Origin of the sequence: Desulfobacter curvatus DSM 3379 (assembly GCF_000373985.1) — a bacterium.
In the GTDB taxonomy this organism is placed as follows: domain Bacteria; phylum Desulfobacterota; class Desulfobacteria; order Desulfobacterales; family Desulfobacteraceae; genus Desulfobacter; species Desulfobacter curvatus.
Genome location: NZ_KB892900.1, coordinates 37765 through 55328, shown reverse-complemented (window position 1 = coordinate 55328; position 17564 = coordinate 37765). Strand labels below are relative to the sequence as shown.

17 protein-coding genes are annotated in these 17564 nt (G+C 46.3%); 6 read left to right on the top strand and 11 right to left on the bottom strand.

Going from position 1 to position 17564, the window contains the following annotated elements:
* Nucleotides 1–14: 14 nt before the first annotated feature.
* The 5 genes from B147_RS29870 to B147_RS0100250 form a co-directional block, all read right to left on the bottom strand.
* Nucleotides 15–920, bottom strand: coding sequence for an OmpA family protein (locus tag B147_RS29870; RefSeq protein WP_020585254.1), 906 nt, complete (start codon nucleotides 918–920; stop codon nucleotides 15–17).
* 15 nt (nucleotides 921–935) lie between these two features.
* Nucleotides 936–2834: a DUF3160 domain-containing protein gene (locus B147_RS0100265; RefSeq protein ID WP_020585253.1), complete on the bottom strand. Its 1899-nt coding sequence runs from the start codon at nucleotides 2832–2834 to the stop codon at nucleotides 936–938.
* 40 nt (nucleotides 2835–2874) lie between these two features.
* Nucleotides 2875–4257, bottom strand: coding sequence for a caspase family protein (locus tag B147_RS0100260; RefSeq protein ID WP_020585252.1), 1383 nt, complete (start codon nucleotides 4255–4257; stop codon nucleotides 2875–2877).
* A 63-nt stretch (nucleotides 4258–4320) separates the two neighbouring features.
* The gene (locus tag B147_RS0100255) at nucleotides 4321–4836 is read right to left on the bottom strand and encodes a DUF4384 domain-containing protein (protein WP_020585251.1); all 516 of its coding nucleotides are present in this window, start codon (nucleotides 4834–4836) and stop codon (nucleotides 4321–4323) included.
* Nucleotides 4837–4842: 6 nt separating this feature from the next.
* Nucleotides 4843–5784: a DUF4384 domain-containing protein gene (locus B147_RS0100250; RefSeq protein WP_020585250.1), complete on the bottom strand. Its 942-nt coding sequence runs from the start codon at nucleotides 5782–5784 to the stop codon at nucleotides 4843–4845.
* 433 nt (nucleotides 5785–6217) lie between these two features.
* On the opposite strand from B147_RS0100250, the gene B147_RS0100245 reads away from it, so the two are divergent.
* The gene (locus tag B147_RS0100245; RefSeq protein WP_020585249.1) at nucleotides 6218–6946 is read left to right on the top strand and encodes a protease inhibitor I42 family protein; all 729 of its coding nucleotides are present in this window, start codon (nucleotides 6218–6220) and stop codon (nucleotides 6944–6946) included.
* A 30-nt stretch (nucleotides 6947–6976) separates the two neighbouring features.
* Complete coding sequence (locus B147_RS0100240; RefSeq protein ID WP_020585248.1) at nucleotides 6977–8290, top strand: C1 family peptidase; 1314 nt, start codon at nucleotides 6977–6979, stop codon at nucleotides 8288–8290.
* 3 nt (nucleotides 8291–8293) lie between these two features.
* Here the strand turns inward: B147_RS0100240 and B147_RS0100235 are convergent, their stop codons facing one another.
* Both B147_RS0100235 and B147_RS0100230 read right to left on the bottom strand, forming a co-directional pair.
* Nucleotides 8294–8902 carry an anti-sigma factor family protein gene (locus B147_RS0100235; RefSeq protein WP_020585247.1) on the bottom strand — a complete coding sequence of 203 codons (609 nt, stop codon included), beginning with the start codon at nucleotides 8900–8902 and terminating at the stop codon, nucleotides 8294–8296.
* Between the two features lie 76 nt (nucleotides 8903–8978).
* Entirely contained in the window at nucleotides 8979–9740 is a 762-nt protein-coding gene (locus B147_RS0100230; protein ID WP_020585246.1) for a hypothetical protein, read from the bottom strand.
* 600 nt (nucleotides 9741–10340) lie between these two features.
* On the opposite strand from B147_RS0100230, the gene B147_RS29865 reads away from it, so the two are divergent.
* From B147_RS29865 to B147_RS0100195, 4 genes are all read left to right on the top strand, one after another.
* The gene (locus tag B147_RS29865; protein WP_169400689.1) at nucleotides 10341–12089 is read left to right on the top strand and encodes a caspase family protein; all 1749 of its coding nucleotides are present in this window, start codon (nucleotides 10341–10343) and stop codon (nucleotides 12087–12089) included.
* A 345-nt stretch (nucleotides 12090–12434) separates the two neighbouring features.
* Nucleotides 12435–12665: a hypothetical protein gene (locus B147_RS0100210; RefSeq protein ID WP_020585243.1), complete on the top strand. Its 231-nt coding sequence runs from the start codon at nucleotides 12435–12437 to the stop codon at nucleotides 12663–12665.
* Between the two features lie 17 nt (nucleotides 12666–12682).
* Nucleotides 12683–12811, top strand: a complete 129-nt coding sequence (locus B147_RS33065; protein ID WP_281167867.1) for a hypothetical protein — start codon at nucleotides 12683–12685, stop codon at nucleotides 12809–12811.
* Between the two features lie 151 nt (nucleotides 12812–12962).
* Nucleotides 12963–13424, top strand: a complete 462-nt coding sequence (locus B147_RS0100195) for a hypothetical protein (protein WP_020585240.1) — start codon at nucleotides 12963–12965, stop codon at nucleotides 13422–13424.
* Between the two features lie 171 nt (nucleotides 13425–13595).
* Here the strand turns inward: B147_RS0100195 and B147_RS0100190 are convergent, their stop codons facing one another.
* From B147_RS0100190 to B147_RS0100175, 4 genes are read right to left on the bottom strand one after another with little or no spacing between them, the layout of a single operon-like run.
* Entirely contained in the window at nucleotides 13596–14396 is an 801-nt protein-coding gene (locus B147_RS0100190) for a class I fructose-bisphosphate aldolase (RefSeq protein ID WP_020585239.1), read from the bottom strand.
* Between the two features lie 25 nt (nucleotides 14397–14421).
* A complete protein-coding gene (locus B147_RS0100185; protein ID WP_020585238.1) occupies nucleotides 14422–15453 on the bottom strand; it encodes a zinc-dependent dehydrogenase in 1032 nt (343 codons plus the stop codon).
* 12 nt (nucleotides 15454–15465) lie between these two features.
* Nucleotides 15466–16161, bottom strand: a complete 696-nt coding sequence (locus B147_RS0100180; protein WP_020585237.1) for a phosphoribosylanthranilate isomerase — start codon at nucleotides 16159–16161, stop codon at nucleotides 15466–15468.
* 5 nt (nucleotides 16162–16166) lie between these two features.
* Complete coding sequence (locus tag B147_RS0100175; RefSeq protein ID WP_020585236.1) at nucleotides 16167–17381, bottom strand: sugar kinase; 1215 nt, start codon at nucleotides 17379–17381, stop codon at nucleotides 16167–16169.
* Nucleotides 17382–17564 lie beyond the last annotated feature (183 nt).

The window sequence follows — 17564 nt, the reverse complement described above, 5'->3', positions numbered from 1 at the left end:
TCCTATCCAAGGTGTTATTTGCATTGTACCACAACCTCCACCCTGCGGTTCGCTGCATAATGCCGATCCGTGGTCTCCGGGGAAACCAGCAGACGGGTTTCTCCTTTTCCCTCGGTCGCCAGGGTCAGATGGGATGTCAATTCGGGATAGTGCCTAATCAAAAAATGTTTGACACTTTCGGCTCTTTTCATTGACAGTGCCATATTATATGATTCCTCACCCTGGCTGTCCGTATGGCCGATAATTAGAATTCGACTCCCTTGAAGGGCCTTATCTTTCAATGCGCGGCCCAGTGCCACTGACTGTTGTTGAGCATCCCGGCGGGAAAGGGCGTAACTGCCCAAATCAAAATGAATATAAAGATCTATCTTGGGACAAGCTGAAAATCCTTTAAGGGATCTGGTGGATTCCGTTAATGCCCGGGTGATATTGTCCTGGGAAACAAATTCTCCGGCCTGGGAAAGAAAAAGATCTTGCAGATGTGCTTCAACCTTGGGATTTTCGTGGATTTCCTGGGCCAGCCGGAAATACCGGATCGCCGGCTGCATGTCCTCTTGTGCTTCGTAGGTTCCCCCGATCATGATCAGGGCATTGGCCTGCAACCTTTCTTCGTCAGTTGATAGCTGAGCATCCTTGTAAGCCATTCGCGCATCACTATACCTTTTTTCTTCCCCAAAAACATTTCCCAGTTGAAAATAAATATCAAAACTAGGGCATATGTCGGCAGCCTGCTCCAGGAGCCGAATTTTTTCCTGGTTGTCGGAATGGTCCATTGCCTGATCGTAAAGCAGTTTTGCCTGTTGACATCCTTGGCTCGCTGCAGCGGCCGGTTGAACGGAAATACAATAACATCCCGATATTGCGCAGATCATCAAAGCGATAAAATACAAGCCGGTTATGGTGGAACTTTGTTTTATCATTTTATCTTTTGCCCCCTATGACTTTGGTTTAAATTCAGGACCTGGCGCTTTCTCAAGTTTGATCAGGTTTGGATCAGCCTTTAACATCAACTGCCATTCCTGGTCCGTCAATCGATTGTTCATGTCCTGTTTGAATTCATAATGGTTAAACAACGCTCCCCGTGTCGGCCCTGTCCCAGTATTATGTTCGACGATTTTCGGATATCCCAAAGCCTGTTCCAGCACCTTGCCGGAATTGGCTTCCGTGTGGATATCCACAACAATGGGATGGTCCACATCGGGCAATATTTTTTTAAACGCCTGGTCCAGGGTGTTTAAAAAGGTAATATCATCCCCGGACAGGGGTTCTCCCAGAACAATCTTCCGGGCAACACCATGACAGCGGTCAAGGAGCCCTACAAAACTGTTCATCTTATCGGTATATCGAGGGTCTGCGAAATGCAGGCTTAACTTTTCCGCCTGATTTCTTAAGAGGAGATAGAGTTCGGGGACGGGTTCAATCCAGGCTGCGCTTCGAGATGGTGAAAGAGAGAGGCCTTTACCCACAGCGCTGTAGGATTGTTTGGCATACAAAACATTAATATACCGGTGCCAAGTATAAAACCCCAGACTGGTATTCAGGCGCCTGACAGGATCACCCTTTTGCTGGAGTGTCCGACCCCGTTTCAACCAATAGGAGATCAACGCCAAATGATCTGCGGCCAGTCCCTCCCCTTGGGCAAGACTGATTTGAGCCTTTTTAAATGCATCATCATAACCCTTGTATGCCTGATCACCTGATTCTGCCAGGATCTTTTCAGCAGCCTTAGAACCGGACAGGGCCATCAGCTCAAGAGCCAGGGGAAATCCTTTAACCTGATGCCCGGCAGCCAGGACCATGGAAAAGGGCGGCTGTTTTCTTTCTTTGTCCTGGTAATCACCGGACAGGCGTCCATAGCACAATTCCTGTAAAGCAGCACTGTCCGGAGTAAACCGCAAGGGCATCAAGCGGAATCCAGTCATGACCTCGGATGCACTGCGTTTCTCCTTTTGCAGGGCGGATTGACTTACAACACCGGCAATAATCCGGGGCTGTTTCCCGTTGTCCTTGGCGAACTGAGACAATTTTTTGCGCAAGGCAGGGAGCTTAGCGTCCGGGGAGGCAGCAGCAGATACGGCGATATAATCATTAACCGTTAAATCATCGGGCCGACCAAACAAAAAGGACAATTTTTCATTGATACGATCATATTGCTGTTTTATCTTCGGCTGATCATGGATCAATTTGGCCAGGGCCCGGGCCTGACCGGTTAGAAAATCCGCCTGTTTTTCAGTGATGCCGGTAGCCTTGGACGAAAGCACCGGAAACAATACGGTGCTACTATACCGCATAGCCCGAAAATAATTCTGAAGCTCCGGAGTTTGGGTGTATTTGCCCCGGACCTTAAACTGCGTGTAATCAATCTTTTGCTGCATCAGTGGGGACGTACCAATTCCCTTTGCATCCATTACGGCAGAAAGCTCCGCGTTGGCGATATCGCTGTCAATGGCGTCTTTGGTCATGGTCTCTCCGAATGCCAGAGCCTTGACCACGGCCAGAAAATTAAGGTTGGCCCGGTGTGCGGCGGCATCTGCCGGTGCTTTGGGGGACGGTGTGTTTTGTAGATGCTGCACCATGGCGGTAAGCAGCGTTTTATAGGCCGGCATGACCACGGCCTGTTCCATATCCGTAACACTCTGGTTGACCATCATGGCATAGGCCGTCAGAATAAAATCTTCGGTGATGTAGTTGCCGATGTCCTCCTTTTCATTCATGGCATACAGGTCAAACATGCCTGCGGGTACAGAGTTTCTATCTGCAGCGATTGCCATTGAGTGAAATGTAAAGCTGACCATCAGCAGGCTGAGTACAATCATTTGAATCATTGTTTTCATTTTATTTTATTTCCTTGGCTGAGAGATATCGTTCATGGCATTATTGTTCAATTAAAGCGATCACTCTGCCTGCACCTAACCCTGTGGATTTGGGCTGGGGATCAAAATTTCTGAAGGCATGTTCAACCTCCCCGGTGGTTTCGTTGGACATGAGTTTAAACAGATCACCGGAGTTTCCAATTCCTTTACTATATGCATTAATGTTTTGTGTTGTTACAACCACCACGATCAGACTTTTTCCAAACGGCGGGGATGCCGGTAAGGTAAAGCTATCCGACCTGTCCGGGATCGCAACCCTGCTACCGGCTTCAAAAAAATTCTGTTTATGGTACCCGTTGGGAAATAATACGGTCAGTTTTTTGTCACCCGGGCTTAAGTTAAACACATTCACATATCCGTCATGGGGCATCTTTAGTGAAATTTCCAGCAACTCTCCTTGCTTAAATCGGGATTGGTTGGTTTGAATGGGAACTTCATAGTCAGCCTTTTCCGGCAGTAACATCCATTGGTCAAAAAGGCTGGGTTCCGCAGATGATGACTCGACTTCGCGAACAAGGATATTTTTGTTTTGTAGTTTTTTACTGCCGGTCAACACCGGGTGATGAGCCTTGCCCGCGGATAAGTGAGAAGCGATAAAGTCAGTGGTACTTTCTTGCAAAAGTTTGAACGTGACAGGTTTTCCCTGGCCGTTAACGATGGCATTGTACAACGCCAATGTAAACAAACTGCCTTCCGGTGTCGCACGGGCCACCTCGTCATCCCGGCAGGCACTTAAGGAAGCAAAGCGCTCCCGGGTAACGGCCCGGCGTCTAGGTTGGGCGGAAAAGGCTTTTGGGATCTGATGCGGCATTCCCGGATAAATAAAGACTTTTGCTTTTTGATCCGTATCTAAAATGGATTTGGTGCTGGTACCGCTGTGACAGGCATCAATAAATACAAAGCTTTCTCTGGCTGGAATTTTTGCCAGCATTTTTCCGAACACATCATCTAAGAATGCATTTTCCAAGGTGCCGTTTGTAACTTTGATATCATGAGGCACTAAGACCTCATCGGCTTTATCATCTTCATCACGTCCGGTATCGGGAATTTGTGCCCCATGTCCACTGTAATAAAAGAATACCCGATCATTTTTTGTCGTGCCTTTTATCAGCCAGTTATTGACCGAGGCACCGATGTTCTTAAGAGTAGCCTGTTCATCCATAACCACCTTGATTTGTTTAGGTTTGAAGCCGATTATCAGAGCGATCTTCCGGGCCATTTCAACATCTTTGTCAATGCCCGGCAAGTTGTTGGCTTCTATCTGGTATTTTCCCACACCGATGATCAATGCACGATTTTCTGCAAAGGCCGGCCAGGCACTTAACAATAAGAAAACCAGAATAAGAAATATTCCCCGGGGCATGCAATAATGGTGACCTTTCATTTTCTTTCTTCTGTCCTTTCCGAAACAATGTAAAAAAGGCGCCTTTTGGCGCCTTTTACCGGTTTATGGTTTAATATCCACGACCATTTTATCCATGCCCCATTCAGATGCGGGCCTTACACGGATCGCCTTTGACGATCCTTGTCCCTGGGCCAGGATATCACTAATATCTTCATCCCCTGTGGTCACAAAAAAACCGAGTACACTTTTTCCCACAGGCTCCATGGCAGCCATCTCCCAGTGGGCACCTTTGGGTGGAATATACAGGGGAACATTTTTTAAGATTTGATGATCCTGCATTTCAGCATTGGGAACAATAACCGAAACCTTATCATCGGGATCAACCTGCACCACCCAAAGCTTCCCGGTTTCTCCGGAATAAACCGTATAAGAAAGCGCATTGCCCAATGAGGCTTCACGAGTGCCTTTCGCGGTGACTGAGAATGCATTTTTTTTCGGTTCCATGTCATGAAGGGCTTTCCAGTTAGGTCCCACATGAACATAATCCGTATTTTTGCACCCGCCGGATAACAGGACCAGGCTGACAAACAGGCCAATGAGCAAACTTGAAGTTCTCATGAATTCTTACTCCTCAATAGTAAAGTTATAAACAGCGCAGTGCTCCGGGGCATCAGGCACCAGACGAATATCTTTGGAAGCAAGCGTATAAATCCGATTTTTATCCGGGGTGGCGTTATTGTCATACACGGCGATAATTTGGTGTACCCCGCCCGGTCTGGAAGCTGTAGCGTTCACCTGGTAAAAGTCCTTGCCGGAAACCCTTTCCGTGGTCAGAAAAGATTGGCGGCCACCGGGTTCGTTGATATAAAGATGTACATATCCAGGCTTATCAGCACCAAACGTAATGCGGATGGGATCTCCATCCCGGTATGATGATTTGTTTGTTGAAACAAACGGTGCTGCTGCCGGATTGCTGTGAGGTACACTACTTTCGTTTTGTCCATTTCCTGTTATTATCAAGGACAATTCTTTGGTAACATGTTTGGCTTTAGCCTCGCGGGAGCGAATGCTAAGCGCTTTGGTTTCCTGCACAACCGTGTCAAAATTGGCGGAGAGAATATTGCCGGCCTTGGCATATTTGTCGAATTTCACATCCATTTTTTTGGTACTGGCCAGCATGATAATTTTTTCCCGGCCCGGGGAATCACTATAAAATTCAATATAGCTTTCAGGTACGGTATAAGTTGTTCCGGCTTGATACTTAACATACTGCTGTTTTTTGTTGGGCAGGATCATATACCCTTTATTGTTTTTTTCATCTACGCTGAAAAGATACAGATAAAATGTTTCCGACCCTTTGACTTTGAAACGGATGGCCTCACCGGCTTTAAATACCTGTTTGACCGGGGTAAATTCCACTTTTAACGGGTTGCCGTCACCGTTGCTATCTCCGCCGACAGTGCGTATCCCTATGGCTTTCACATCTGCAAAAGCGGTCATCGAACATGGCATGAGGGTCAGCATGACCAAGGCTGCGGTAAAAATAATTTGAAACGATTTTTTCATGACTATTCTCCTTTCTTTAATGAGAGTAAAATGTGCCGTACATCCTTAAATGTAAGATAACGACCTCAGATTCTGTTTTCATACTCAACTATACCTTACGGACAAATTAAAAAACCGTACATTTTTTTTAACATTCAAATCACAACCAAACCTGTAAAAAAACATTGGGCTCGGTTAAGTTCCCGCATTTTTATATACTGCCGATTGCATAAAAAACACTATGTTTTTTTACAGGGTTCCCCCAAAAGGCTACGCTCCTTGCCTATTTTAAAATACCCACTTATATTTGACAATTAATATGCTTTTATGCCAAGACGAGGAAAAATAAATGTAAAATTTTTTGAGCAGGGTGAGGTAATTGGAAAAGATTCGTGAAATACACAGGACGATTTTTTTTAATTTTCATTAAACAAATTCATCACGAGGTATTATTATGGCATTTTTATTAAAATTTAGCCTTTTATGGGCTGTAGTTATCAATTTTTATGCAGGTGTTTGTTTTGCCAACGAGGATAATGTACCAAAGGCAGAATCACTCCAACATTGGCTCGGGGTGTGGTTAACCTTAGATGAACACAATGGATTCATAATCACAGAAAATAATGATAACCTGCATGTGACTGAAGTATCAGGAAACCAGATCAACCAACCGAATTGTTTGATCTCAAACCAGCAAATAATCTGTTTGTCAGCCTTTTCTGAAGATGAAAAAATTTCAAAACTGTATAACTACAGCCTGGTAAAAGAGAACACCGTCGTACTTCAAGACCGAAACGTTTACTCAAATGTAGATAACCGGATCATCGCCGTCAGAGAACAAAAAAAATTTGTTAAATTAAGCCAAAACAAAATATTTGATCAGGCTAAACTTAACCAACCAGTTAACTTGTCCGTAAACGATATTTTTCAGGTCAAGCTTGAGGAAAACCCATCAACCGGTTATCTCTGGCATTTTTTAAATTCGTTTGATCCATTTCTTAAACTGATAGATGAAACTTATATTCTAACCAGACCTGACCTGCTTGGCGCACCAGTATATAGACTTATGACTTTCAGAATTTTAAAACCCGGTTTACTTAAACTGGAAGCAGGAAACGCAATGTCACCAGAACAGGCAGCAAAATCCCAAACCAAATTTTCTCTTACCATAAACGTCCAATAACACTTTTTCCCAATTGTGAAAGGTTACACGATGAAATTCTATTATAATTTGTTTTCATGCATTGCACTAATTAGCCTTATTATTTTTGCTTCTTTTAATAATGCCGGAAGTCAGGAGGTTGTGGAATACAGCTTTGGGTATTGGGGACCGGCACCTGATTTTGAAAAAAATTTATTGACATCAAAAGAAATAAATCCTGGAATGACCAAGGATCTTTTACCCCTCCGTTTTGATTGGCGAGACAAAGGGTATGTCACTGAAGTAAAAAACCAAAGAGAGTGTGGAGGTTGCTGGGCTTTTACCTGCGTAGGAGCAATTGAATCCAAAATTATGATGCTTGATGGCCCCAAAATGGACCTGTCTGAACAACAGCTGATCTCCTGCGATAATCAAATGGGAGGTTGCAAAGGCGGGTATGCGACCGCACTGAGATACTGGCACAATAAAGGTCCGGTTACAGAACGTTGTGCAAGCTATCGCAATACTAAACCTACGCCCTGTTCACAGCTAAAAGGTTGTTCTGAACTGGATTATCGAACAACCGGCTTTTATACCTTTCATGGGTATACGGTTGAGGCAGTAAAAACCTCTTTACTAACTGATGGCCCTGCTTTTTTGGGTTTTTATATTTATGAAGATTTCATACCCTGGTGGCGTAATGGGAAAAAAGGGGAGGTCTATAAACAAAGAAATGGCAAAAACATGGGAGGACATGCTGTTCTACTCATCGGTTATGATAATGATAAACAGGCATGGCTCTGCAAAAATAGCTGGGGTAAAACCGGTCCTAACAAAGATGGGACGTTCTGGCTTTCGTTTAATGAGCACAGGAATAATGTAATAATAGCAGGGGCAAACTGCAAACTGGTTAAAAAGAATCCTTTAGGACTTTGGGAAAAGATTGAAAACCTGGTCAATGATGCTTCATTTAAAATGAGCATCAGGGCAAATAAATCCAGCTACCGGATTGGCGATACTCTGACCATCACCTGTAACGTTGCCCAAAAAGGTTATTTGAATATCATTAGCCTGCAACAGGATGATGACCGCTATACTGTTCTTTTTCCCAACCAGTATCATCCTGAGAATTTAGTTAATGCCGGAAAACAAATCATGATCCCGGACGATTCTGATGACTTTGACTTTGAAGCTCAACCTCCAAAAGGAAAGTCACTTTTTGCAGTCTTTCTGACAAATGAGCCGCTTAATTTATATAAAAAAGAGCTTGAAGATACGGACACGCTCTTCCAAACCATTACTCCCAGTGAACTCAAAGCATTGGTCGTTACCGGCAAACAAAAAAACACATACGGGGCCGGCATGTTTATCACTGAAGTTAAATAAAGTCTACGGATTTATTTTTCTGACCTCTATATGGGCAATCCCGTCCTTAATAGTAATGAACACCTCTTCATCCACCGCAAAAAAAGATTTTTGTGCAACATAGGGGGTGTTCATGACCACACCTTTCAATGCGCCCTCCTTAACGCCATGTTCAGCCAGCAGGGTTTCAAGCCCCTCAATCCGAGCTTGAGACTGCCAACGGGCATTGCTGTTTTCCATGAGCAGGGCTTTGATCCCGCTGTCCATAAAAAGGGTAACGGATATTTCATCTGGTGACGTCCCACTCCAGGGACCATAGTGATAAATTCCGGTACCAACCACCACCATGAGAAGGATGGATGCGGCAAGGGAATACAAGGGTTTAAGCTTTCCCCCAAACACAGGTTGTTCCCCGGGGGCCTCCTGATCGTCGGCCCGGGCCATAATGACCATATCCAGAAAATCACTGCATCTTTGACACTGGTTCAGATGATGGATGACCTTTTGTCTATGGGCCGGGTCCAACCGTCCGTCTATGAAGGCAGCCATATCCTGTAAAGAAATTTCATGGGCGTCAAATTTCCCATGGCTTTTTTTGTACTCTGCAACAACCGTTTTAATCCACTTTCCCATTTTAACCTCTTAATTGTTATCCCAATCAGGGGACAAACTGATGACAAAGGATGTCTGACTATCCTATACGGACAGATTATAAATTCCGGATGCCCTGTTTCAGCAATGCCTCTTTATATGTCAATAATATTTTCCGGCGTCTGCGGCTCAACTGCCGGGTGTCCATCCCAAGCATCCGGGCCACTTGTCCGGGCTTGATATCGCTGCCGTAAAGCTTGTCAACAATAAACCGATCCTCTTCGTTCAAGGATAAAAATGTCTTTTTCAACACCGCCAGAGCTTTTGTTCTTTGCTCGAAACCGAGCTGCTCAATCATCTGATCCAGGGGATTTAAGTCCCGGACAGAGCCAGTCCCCTCCTGCGGATCGTGATAATGTTCCATGGAAACAAATTCGGGATGCTCCCGACATTTGACTTTTGCTATACTTTCAATATCGTTCCAGTAGTCATCATAGGTGCCGGTGTACAGGGGTTCCGGTTCTGTTTTGACCAGATGGAAGGCATCGTCATAGGAGAGTTTCTGCCAGCACACGTAACGGTATACCGCCCGCGCCCACTCGCCCATTCTGGATATGACTTCAGGGAATCGCCGTCTGCCATATTTTTTACGCCTGAAATCAATGATAAGATTGCAGCTCACCGTATTCATAAATGTGCCGGGGGAGCTTTTATCGGTGAACGCCTTTAAGCGCCTGCAATCATCCTCTTTCAAGGCATCAAGTATATAATTGAAGCATTCAAGCCCCTCGTTTTCATCGGAAAACCATTTAAGACAATTCTTTTCGATTTTATCGATATTTTCTTTTGATAAGAGTTCTGCTGATAGTGATGTGCCCATGAATCGCCAACCTTCTTTTGGATCTGTACACTGCTTTAATCCTAGACAACTGACCGCTGAAAATGGATATTGTTACCGTAATTAGCTTGATTATTCAATTTAATTCACGCACTCCGCTTGGGAAAACTACTCCTCAGATTCGAGACGATCCTCTCACTTTTAGAAACAACACTATTTGCATGATCAACGTGTCACGGCTGCAGTGACCAAATTGATAGAGTGAACCTCTGCAAACCTGGAGTTGACAAACATCAGAGTAGCGAGAAGCTTGATAAAAAACAAACAGGGAATGATCCTTTCTCAATTTTAAGACCAACGACCATAGACTATCAATGATGTTTGTCCGGGTGGTGTGTACATCAGACAGCTTTATGAAAAATCTTTCATGAAAATGGCCTAAAAGTCAGCAAAACGATGTAGCACCAATCATATCTAAGAACCCGATGAGTCTAAGGATAACCATGGGAAACATAAGCCAGGTAATATTTCTTGAAAAAGGATTGCAGCAAAATAGCAGGGTTTGATAACATTTTAAATGTCATGTTTTTTAAAAAAAATTTTGACTCTCAAAATATTGAGACAAGAACGGAATTTAAACGAATGGATAAAATGAAAAAGGACAATATACCCATGGTCACAAAAAGGATCCCAGAACATATTCTGGCGGTGTTCTGGGTATGGATTATTGTTTTCAGCCTAACAGCAGGCACCGGCAGTGCCGCACAGAATGACCAGGGAATCAAACGGATCAATACCCGGCGTGTGGCCCTTGTGATCGGGAACAGCAATTATGATGTCTCTCCGTTGAGCAACCCGGTCAATGATGCCGATGATATGGAGACGGTCCTCAAAAAGCTGAAATTTACAGTCATCAAAGGGACCAACCTGGACAAAAGAGGAATGCTCAATCATCTTTCCAGGTTTTCTACGGCCTTGCGCCAGGCCGATGTGGGGCTGTTCTTTTTTGGCGGCCACGGTATCCAGTTCAATAACAGGAACTATCTGATTCCTGTCGGCTGCACGGTAAAGGATGAGACGGATGTTGAATTTGAGGGCCTGGACGCCAGGCGAGTGATTTTCAAAATGGAGTCGGCCGGAAGCCGCCTGAACATCGTAATCCTGGACGCCTGCCGCAACAACCCCTTTCATCACAGTTTCAGAAGCGCGGCCCAGGGTCTGGCCCGCATGGATGCCCCTAAGGGAACCATTATTGCCTATGCCACCAGTCCGGGTTCCGTGGCCTCAGACGGCACCGGCAGAAACGGCACGTTTACCCGTCACCTGCTTTCAGCATTCACTGTCCTGGGACTGAATATCCAGGATATTTTCAACCAGGCCGGCATGGGCGTGATGGAAGAGACCGGGGACAAGCAAATCCCGGGGGTCTCAAACACCCCGATTCCCCGGTACTTTTTAGCCGGATGGCCGGAAGACGGTGACAATATCCCCTCTAAAAAAGGGAGTATCACGGTCAAACCGTCCCCGCCGGACAGCCGGGTCCGAATACTCAATATTCCGCCCAAATACAAGGACGGCATTAAGCTTAAGCCCGGCAGGTATCATATAGAAGTATCGGCAGAAGGGTATCCGCGGCAGAGACACTGGGTCCCTCTTAAGGCGGGCCAGGACCTTGTGCTGAATATAGACCTTGTTGAAGAATCCGGGCCTAAGCCGGTTCCCAGGTCTTCACAAGGAACGCCAGTAATCAGTTCAAGCAATAATAACAAGCCGATAAGGCCAAGATCCCCCTCCCCCGGCGATACATGGACCGAGCCGGTAACGGGCATGATGTTTGTCTGGGTGCCGGAAGGGTGTTTCCGGATGGGAAGTAATTCAGGAAATAACGATGAGAAACCAGTCCATCAGGTCTGCCTGGACGGTTTCTGGATGGGAAAAACTAAAGTTACCCAAGGGCAGTGGAAAAAAATCATGGGGAATAATCCTTCATATTTTAAATCCGGGAACAGCCACCCTGTGGAACAGATATCCTGCTATGACACAAAAATTTTTTTATCAAAACTAAACGCCCAAACCGGACAGGACTTTAAGCTGCCTTCAGAAGCCCAGTGGGAATATGCGGCAAGAAGTGGGGGAAAAGAAGAAACATATGCTGGCGGTAATCATTTTAATCAATTAGCATGGTACCGGGGAAACAGCGGTGACCAGACACACTCGGTTGCAACCAAATCATCAAACGGCCTTGGTCTTTATGACATGTCCGGCAATGTCTGGGAGTGGTGTGAAGATGTCCACGATGAGAATGCCTACTCAAAACACGCCCCAAAAAATCCGCTTGTTTCATCCAGTGTTACGCCCCGGGCATCTCGGGTGATCCGGGGCGGCAGTTGACTCAATAATCAGGGGTACGTGCGGACTGCTATCCGTAGCAGGTACGCTCCTGACTTCGCGGGCAGCCGCATGGGGTTCCGGCTCTGCGCTCCCCAGTTCCGGTAATTCGGTCTACCGGAAACAGCACCGAATCAAGCGGCACAGGTCTCCCAGAAAGGATTGCCTGTGCGAAATATTTTGATGACAAGGCAAAGGAGACTGAATGAATTATAAAATTTTCACATATCCGAAACCAACCATAGAGAATCCAGAAGATTTAAACGGTTTTTTATCCTCGTTTCTGTTCAGGCCGATAACGGCCGGATTGAAAGCCCCGAGGTAATAAAACAAAACAGGAGCTGACCGTTGAACATTCACCATGAAGGGACACAAAACAAGCTTAGAGCCTGCATCATTTTTTCACTGGCATTTTCGTTGATATGTTTATGCCTTTCCTCATTATGTCATGCTGCTCCGACCCGGGGGATAAAGCGGGTAGTCAAAGACGGCAACCAGGTATTGCTTTACAAGGAAAGCTACGCCCTGTTCATCAGGGTGAGCCGGTATTCCGTGGCTGATCCGACCTGCCCGGTGTGAAAAAGGATATCCGGGATGTGAAAGCCCTTCTGGAGCAACACGGATTTGACGTCACCACGCTGCCGGACCCAAATCTGGCAGAACTTGAACAGGGCATTACGAATTTTATCACGACCCGGGCATGGACGCGGACAATCGGCTGCTGATTTATTTTGCGGGCCACGGCCATACCTTGGCCCCCAAATACGGCGGGGCAAAACTGGGCTATCTGGTTCCCAGAGGTGCCCCAACCCCTATGAGGATTTAAGTGGATTCAAATCAAAGGCATTGTTATTCAAGCGCATAGAGGAGTATGCCTTGAGTATTGATGCCAAACATGCTGTGTTTATATTTGATGCCTGTTTTTCCGGCTCCCTGTTGTCCATGGTCCGGGCCGTGCCCGAGGAGATCGGCAACAAGACGGCCAGGCCGGTCCACCAGTTCTTTACCTCAGGAAACGATAAAGAAAAAGTGCCGGATAAAAGCATTTTCAAGGCCCAGTTTGTGGCGGATCTGAACGGTGAAGAGGACTTGAACCGGGACGGGTATATCACCGGCACGGAACTGGGCAGTTTCCTGCAGAAAAATGTGGCGGTCTATTCCTGGGAGACCCAGCACCCCCAGTACGGCACCATCCGAAACCCTTACCTCGACAAAGGGAATTTTGTTTTTATACTGCCGGAAACAAATGATTCCAGCCGGGTTTCAGGAGGTGACGCCAACCAGCCTTCCGCTCCGGTGTGGACCGCAGGGGGCCCTGATCCGGAATATGAACTCTGATACCAAGTTAGGAAGTAGTTAAATCCGCAGTCCTTATAAGATAAAAAAACAAAACTTTATTCTACATAGTTGGCGGGCAGATTGATGCAGAAGATAACAATTTTCCAAACTAAAAAAGCGTACATTCCGTCAGAAGATCTGCTGAATGTACGCTTTTTTCGCGTCTTTGATTTAATGGGCCTCATGGGCGAGCAGATCCGCTGCCTCTTTGACATTCATCTCTTCATGTATCAAGCCGTATACTGCTGACAATAGTGCCGTGGGGTGAGGGCTTTGCCATACGTTTCTTCCCATGACAATGCCTTTGGCTCCGCCCTGGAGCGCACCATATATCATATTCAGCGTGTCAAGATCCGTTTCACATTTAGGCCCGCCTGCAATCATGACCGGCACGGGGCATCCGGCCACGACCTTATCAAAATCGGTTTCCGTATAATAGGTTTTGATGATATCCGCCCCGTGCTCTGCACCCACTCTTGCACCAAGGGCAATGAACTTGGGATCTTTTTTCTTGTCTTCATTGGTTTTTCCCAAACCAATAACCCCTAAAAGCGGCATATCCCATTTCCGGCACTCCGTGGACATCCGGGCCATACCGGTCAGGGTTTCATGCTCATACATTGATCCGACAAATGCGGTGGTTGCCATGGCATCCACACCAAGTCGCAAGGCCTCTTCGGCATCTGCGGTTTGACCCTCCCGGGTCAATTCCGGCCCGGCAATGGTTGCCCCGCCGCTGGCGCGCAGGATAACCCCCGGATCTCCTGCCGGGTCAAACGCATGGGTATATATGCCTTTGGTCATAAGCCAGCAATCGACCTTATCGGTGGCGTCCAGTGCTCGAATCGTACCGGCAATATCCACAATCCCGGTCATGGCACCAAGGGCCATGCCATGGTCAACCGCAAGGACTAAAGAACGTCCTGTTTTTTTATTAAGAATTTTTCTTAGCCGTCTTTCTTTTCCGTCCATAAGATGACATTCCCTTTCATATATATTAAAATTCGACAATCCCACGAATCATTTGCTGGTTTTTGGCGCGTTCTACTGCTTCTAAAAACGTATCAAGGGTAAACCGGTCCGTGACGAGATCATCAACTGTGATTTCATTGTTGATAATAAGCTCAAGGCTCTTTTTAAAATCAATGGGGGATGCCGCAAAGGTTCCGGTTAAATTTATTTCGCAGTAATGAAGCCATCTTGGATCCACCGATATTGTATGGCCCGCCGGTGGCCCGCCGAAGATATTAAATGTCCCGCCTTTTCTGGTCAGCTGTAAATTTGCCTCAATCACCGATGGTATGCCTAAGGATGCAATAACGGCCTGTGCACCTTTGTTGTCGGTTAACTTCATTATCTCTTCAATGTGATTTGTCTGGGTTGGATTGATGCAATAGTCCGCACCCATCTCTTTAGCAATCGCCAACCGATCTTCCAGCAGATCAACAACAATCACAACGGCACCCATCCACTTGGCCAGCTTCAGGTGCATCAGCCCCATGGGGCCGGCCCCCAAAATCACAACGACCTGGTCCGCGCCCACCTTACAGGTTGTCAGGGACGCCATGGCGCAGGATAAGGGTTCGGATAAAACCGCTTTATCAAACGGCACCTCATCGGGAATTTTTATAACCCCGCCAATGTTCACGATCTCTTTGGGCAGGCGCACGTATTCGGCAAACCCACCTTCAATCCCGTGGGCCAACCCAAATTCGTGCTCACATAAATTATGCTTGCCCTGGCGGCAGTAATAACAATCTCCACAAACGGCAATGGGATAAACCGCCACCCGATCGCCCGTTTGAAAGGCCGTAACGCCCTGCCCCAGTTCAAAAACCTCCCCCACCACCTCATGCCCCAAAATGGTGGGCAAGTCCTTGGGAAGCCCTTGACCCAGCAAGGTTTTAATGTCTGTGGCACAAATGCCTGATACTTTTGTTTTTACAATAATTTCTCCGGCATTTGCCGTTGGTGTCGGATATTCTTCAATGCGAATATCATTTTTTCCATGAACTACTGCTGCTCTCACGAATGAATTCTCCTATTTTAATTGCTTACCGCGAATGGTTGTCATGAGAGACCTTAGCTTTGCCGCATCTTTCTTTCCGCGGGTTGCTTCCACGCCGGAGCATAAATCAATGCCGTCGGGGTTAATCCTGTCAATGGCCTCTCCTACATTGTCCGGATTGATCCCGCCGGCCAGCCAAATGGGCACCGCACCCCGAATCGAATCCATCAGTTCTTTAACGATGTCCCAATCCGAAGTGACGCCTGTGCCGCCGAATTTCATTTTACCTTCGGACATGGCGGCGGTATCTAAAAGAAGTGAATCAATACCGGCTGTCACAGAAGTTTGAACCGTTTTTTGAAAATTTTCCACATCCACCGCTTCACCTGCCTGGGGCAAATGGATGGATTGCCAGACTTCAACCCCCGGATAGGTCTTCTTTAAATATGTGACAAAAGAGGGTTCCGCTAAGCTTAAAAATTGTACTGCAAATGGGTTCAGTTGTTGAATAAGTGTTTCAACGCGCGTTGATGCCATATTGTACACCAGGGCCACCGGCGGAAGAGGGGGAGACGAAAAAAGAGGTTTGGCCGCTTCAATGGTCAAAGATCTCGGGGAAAAATCAACCTCCACCACCACACCAAAAAAATCAGCACCTTCACGGGCAGTGATTTCGGCATCTTCCACATTGGTGGTGCCGCAAATTTTGACTTTGTAACCGCTTGTCATCAAACTTATCCTTTAAGCCAGGTGTCATTTATAAAAGTTCTTTCAACACCGTTTTCCGTAATCGTACCGCCTGTGTTGTCAACTTCGGTTTCTATGATGCGGGAGTCTGAAATATTTTTAGATTTAAGGTATTTAAGCGCCCGGTCATATGCATCCTGCTTTCGGGTCAAAGCATAAACAGTGGGCCCCACAGAACTCATACCGGCAACCTCTATCCCCATTTCCCGAAAGGCATTAATATAACTGTATATAGGAGTCCCATAAGCACCGTGTTGCTCACACTCAGCCCGTTTGGATCCCATATGGATCAGTTCAAAGAGGGCATCTCCCATCTTTTTAAGATCATTTCGAATCATTGCAGGTATCATGTCCATCAGGACAATTTGTGCCTTTGCGCCAATCTGAAGGGAATCCAGGGTTCTTGCCCGTCTCATTAACAGCTCGACTTCGGATTCCGCGGCGGTTTCCACCCCTTTAAATTCATCCTCCAGAGTATCAACCTCCGGGATGAACATCAACACTTTGGTATCCGGCAGTGCCACACGCTGAACCAGCACCAGGTCATCACTGGCCACGACCCAACCACCGTTGATACTTACCATGGCTCCAATACCGGTTTCAAACGCCGGAAGCAGATATTGTTCATTCACAGGACTCTCCTCACAAGAGTGAAATCCCATAATCCGCCTCAGTTCCCATCCATGAAAGGGTCTGCCCAAGACTTCATTCATACCGATACACACAGCACACATAGAGCCAATGGAAGAGCCAAGCCCCACATGCCGGCGCTTATGGTCTTGAAGTTCTATTTCAAACCCACCGTCATATCCCAACAATTTCTTAAAAATATGCCCGTAATGCGCCACGATCAGTTGCCGTTCGCCTGTGGTGCGAATAACCGGTTCCGGAATTGATTTTACTTTCGCATAAAAATAAACGCCAATACTCACACCAAGGCCGCCGCCACCGGGGCGGTTCAAATTGAAGCGGTTCATATCAAACACGTTAAGATGAAGCCTTGCCGGCACCTTGACTTCTACTTCCCGTCCTTCAACATCTCCAATCTGTCGTGGATCAAGGTTCATTTTCTCATAGGAATGAATAAATTTTTCGTCCCCCGGCTCAAACTCTTCCAACACCGTGGTCACTTTATCAAATCGGCCGCCTACAATGTCAATTTCCACCTTTTGTTTTTTTTGCGTTGAGTCCTGACTGTCCATTCGGTTCCCCTTTGCTTGAAAATCGTTAATTAGGCTGTCAAAATAGGCGGATAGCATACTTAAATAGACAATTCTCGTCAAGGTATCACATCGCATCTTAAAGCAAGCATCTACCGTACCGGCACGTTGATACCAACTTCGAATGACTCATACGATTTATAAAATGGAATCCTTTCTTTGCTT

Coding starts and splice junctions, on each gene's coding strand:
- B147_RS0100240 (WP_020585248.1), top strand. CDS start 6,977: ATGAAATTCTATTATAATTTGTTTTCATGCATTGCACTAATTAGCCTT.
- B147_RS0100250 (WP_020585250.1), bottom strand. CDS start 5,784: ATGAAAAAATCGTTTCAAATTATTTTTACCGCAGCCTTGGTCATGCTG.
- B147_RS0100180 (WP_020585237.1), bottom strand. CDS start 16,161: ATGACAAGCGGTTACAAAGTCAAAATTTGCGGCACCACCAATGTGGAA.
- B147_RS0100235 (WP_020585247.1), bottom strand. CDS start 8,902: ATGGGAAAGTGGATTAAAACGGTTGTTGCAGAGTACAAAAAAAGCCAT.
- B147_RS0100175 (WP_020585236.1), bottom strand. CDS start 17,381: ATGGACAGTCAGGACTCAACGCAAAAAAAACAAAAGGTGGAAATTGAC.
- B147_RS0100190 (WP_020585239.1), bottom strand. CDS start 14,396: ATGGACGGAAAAGAAAGACGGCTAAGAAAAATTCTTAATAAAAAAACA.
- B147_RS0100255 (WP_020585251.1), bottom strand. CDS start 4,836: ATGAGAACTTCAAGTTTGCTCATTGGCCTGTTTGTCAGCCTGGTCCTG.
- B147_RS0100260 (WP_020585252.1), bottom strand. CDS start 4,257: ATGAAAGGTCACCATTATTGCATGCCCCGGGGAATATTTCTTATTCTG.
- B147_RS29865 (WP_169400689.1), top strand. CDS start 10,341: ATGGATAAAATGAAAAAGGACAATATACCCATGGTCACAAAAAGGATC.
- B147_RS0100245 (WP_020585249.1), top strand. CDS start 6,218: ATGGCATTTTTATTAAAATTTAGCCTTTTATGGGCTGTAGTTATCAAT.
- B147_RS29870 (WP_020585254.1), bottom strand. CDS start 920: ATGATAAAACAAAGTTCCACCATAACCGGCTTGTATTTTATCGCTTTG.
- B147_RS0100265 (WP_020585253.1), bottom strand. CDS start 2,834: ATGAAAACAATGATTCAAATGATTGTACTCAGCCTGCTGATGGTCAGC.
- B147_RS0100230 (WP_020585246.1), bottom strand. CDS start 9,740: ATGGGCACATCACTATCAGCAGAACTCTTATCAAAAGAAAATATCGAT.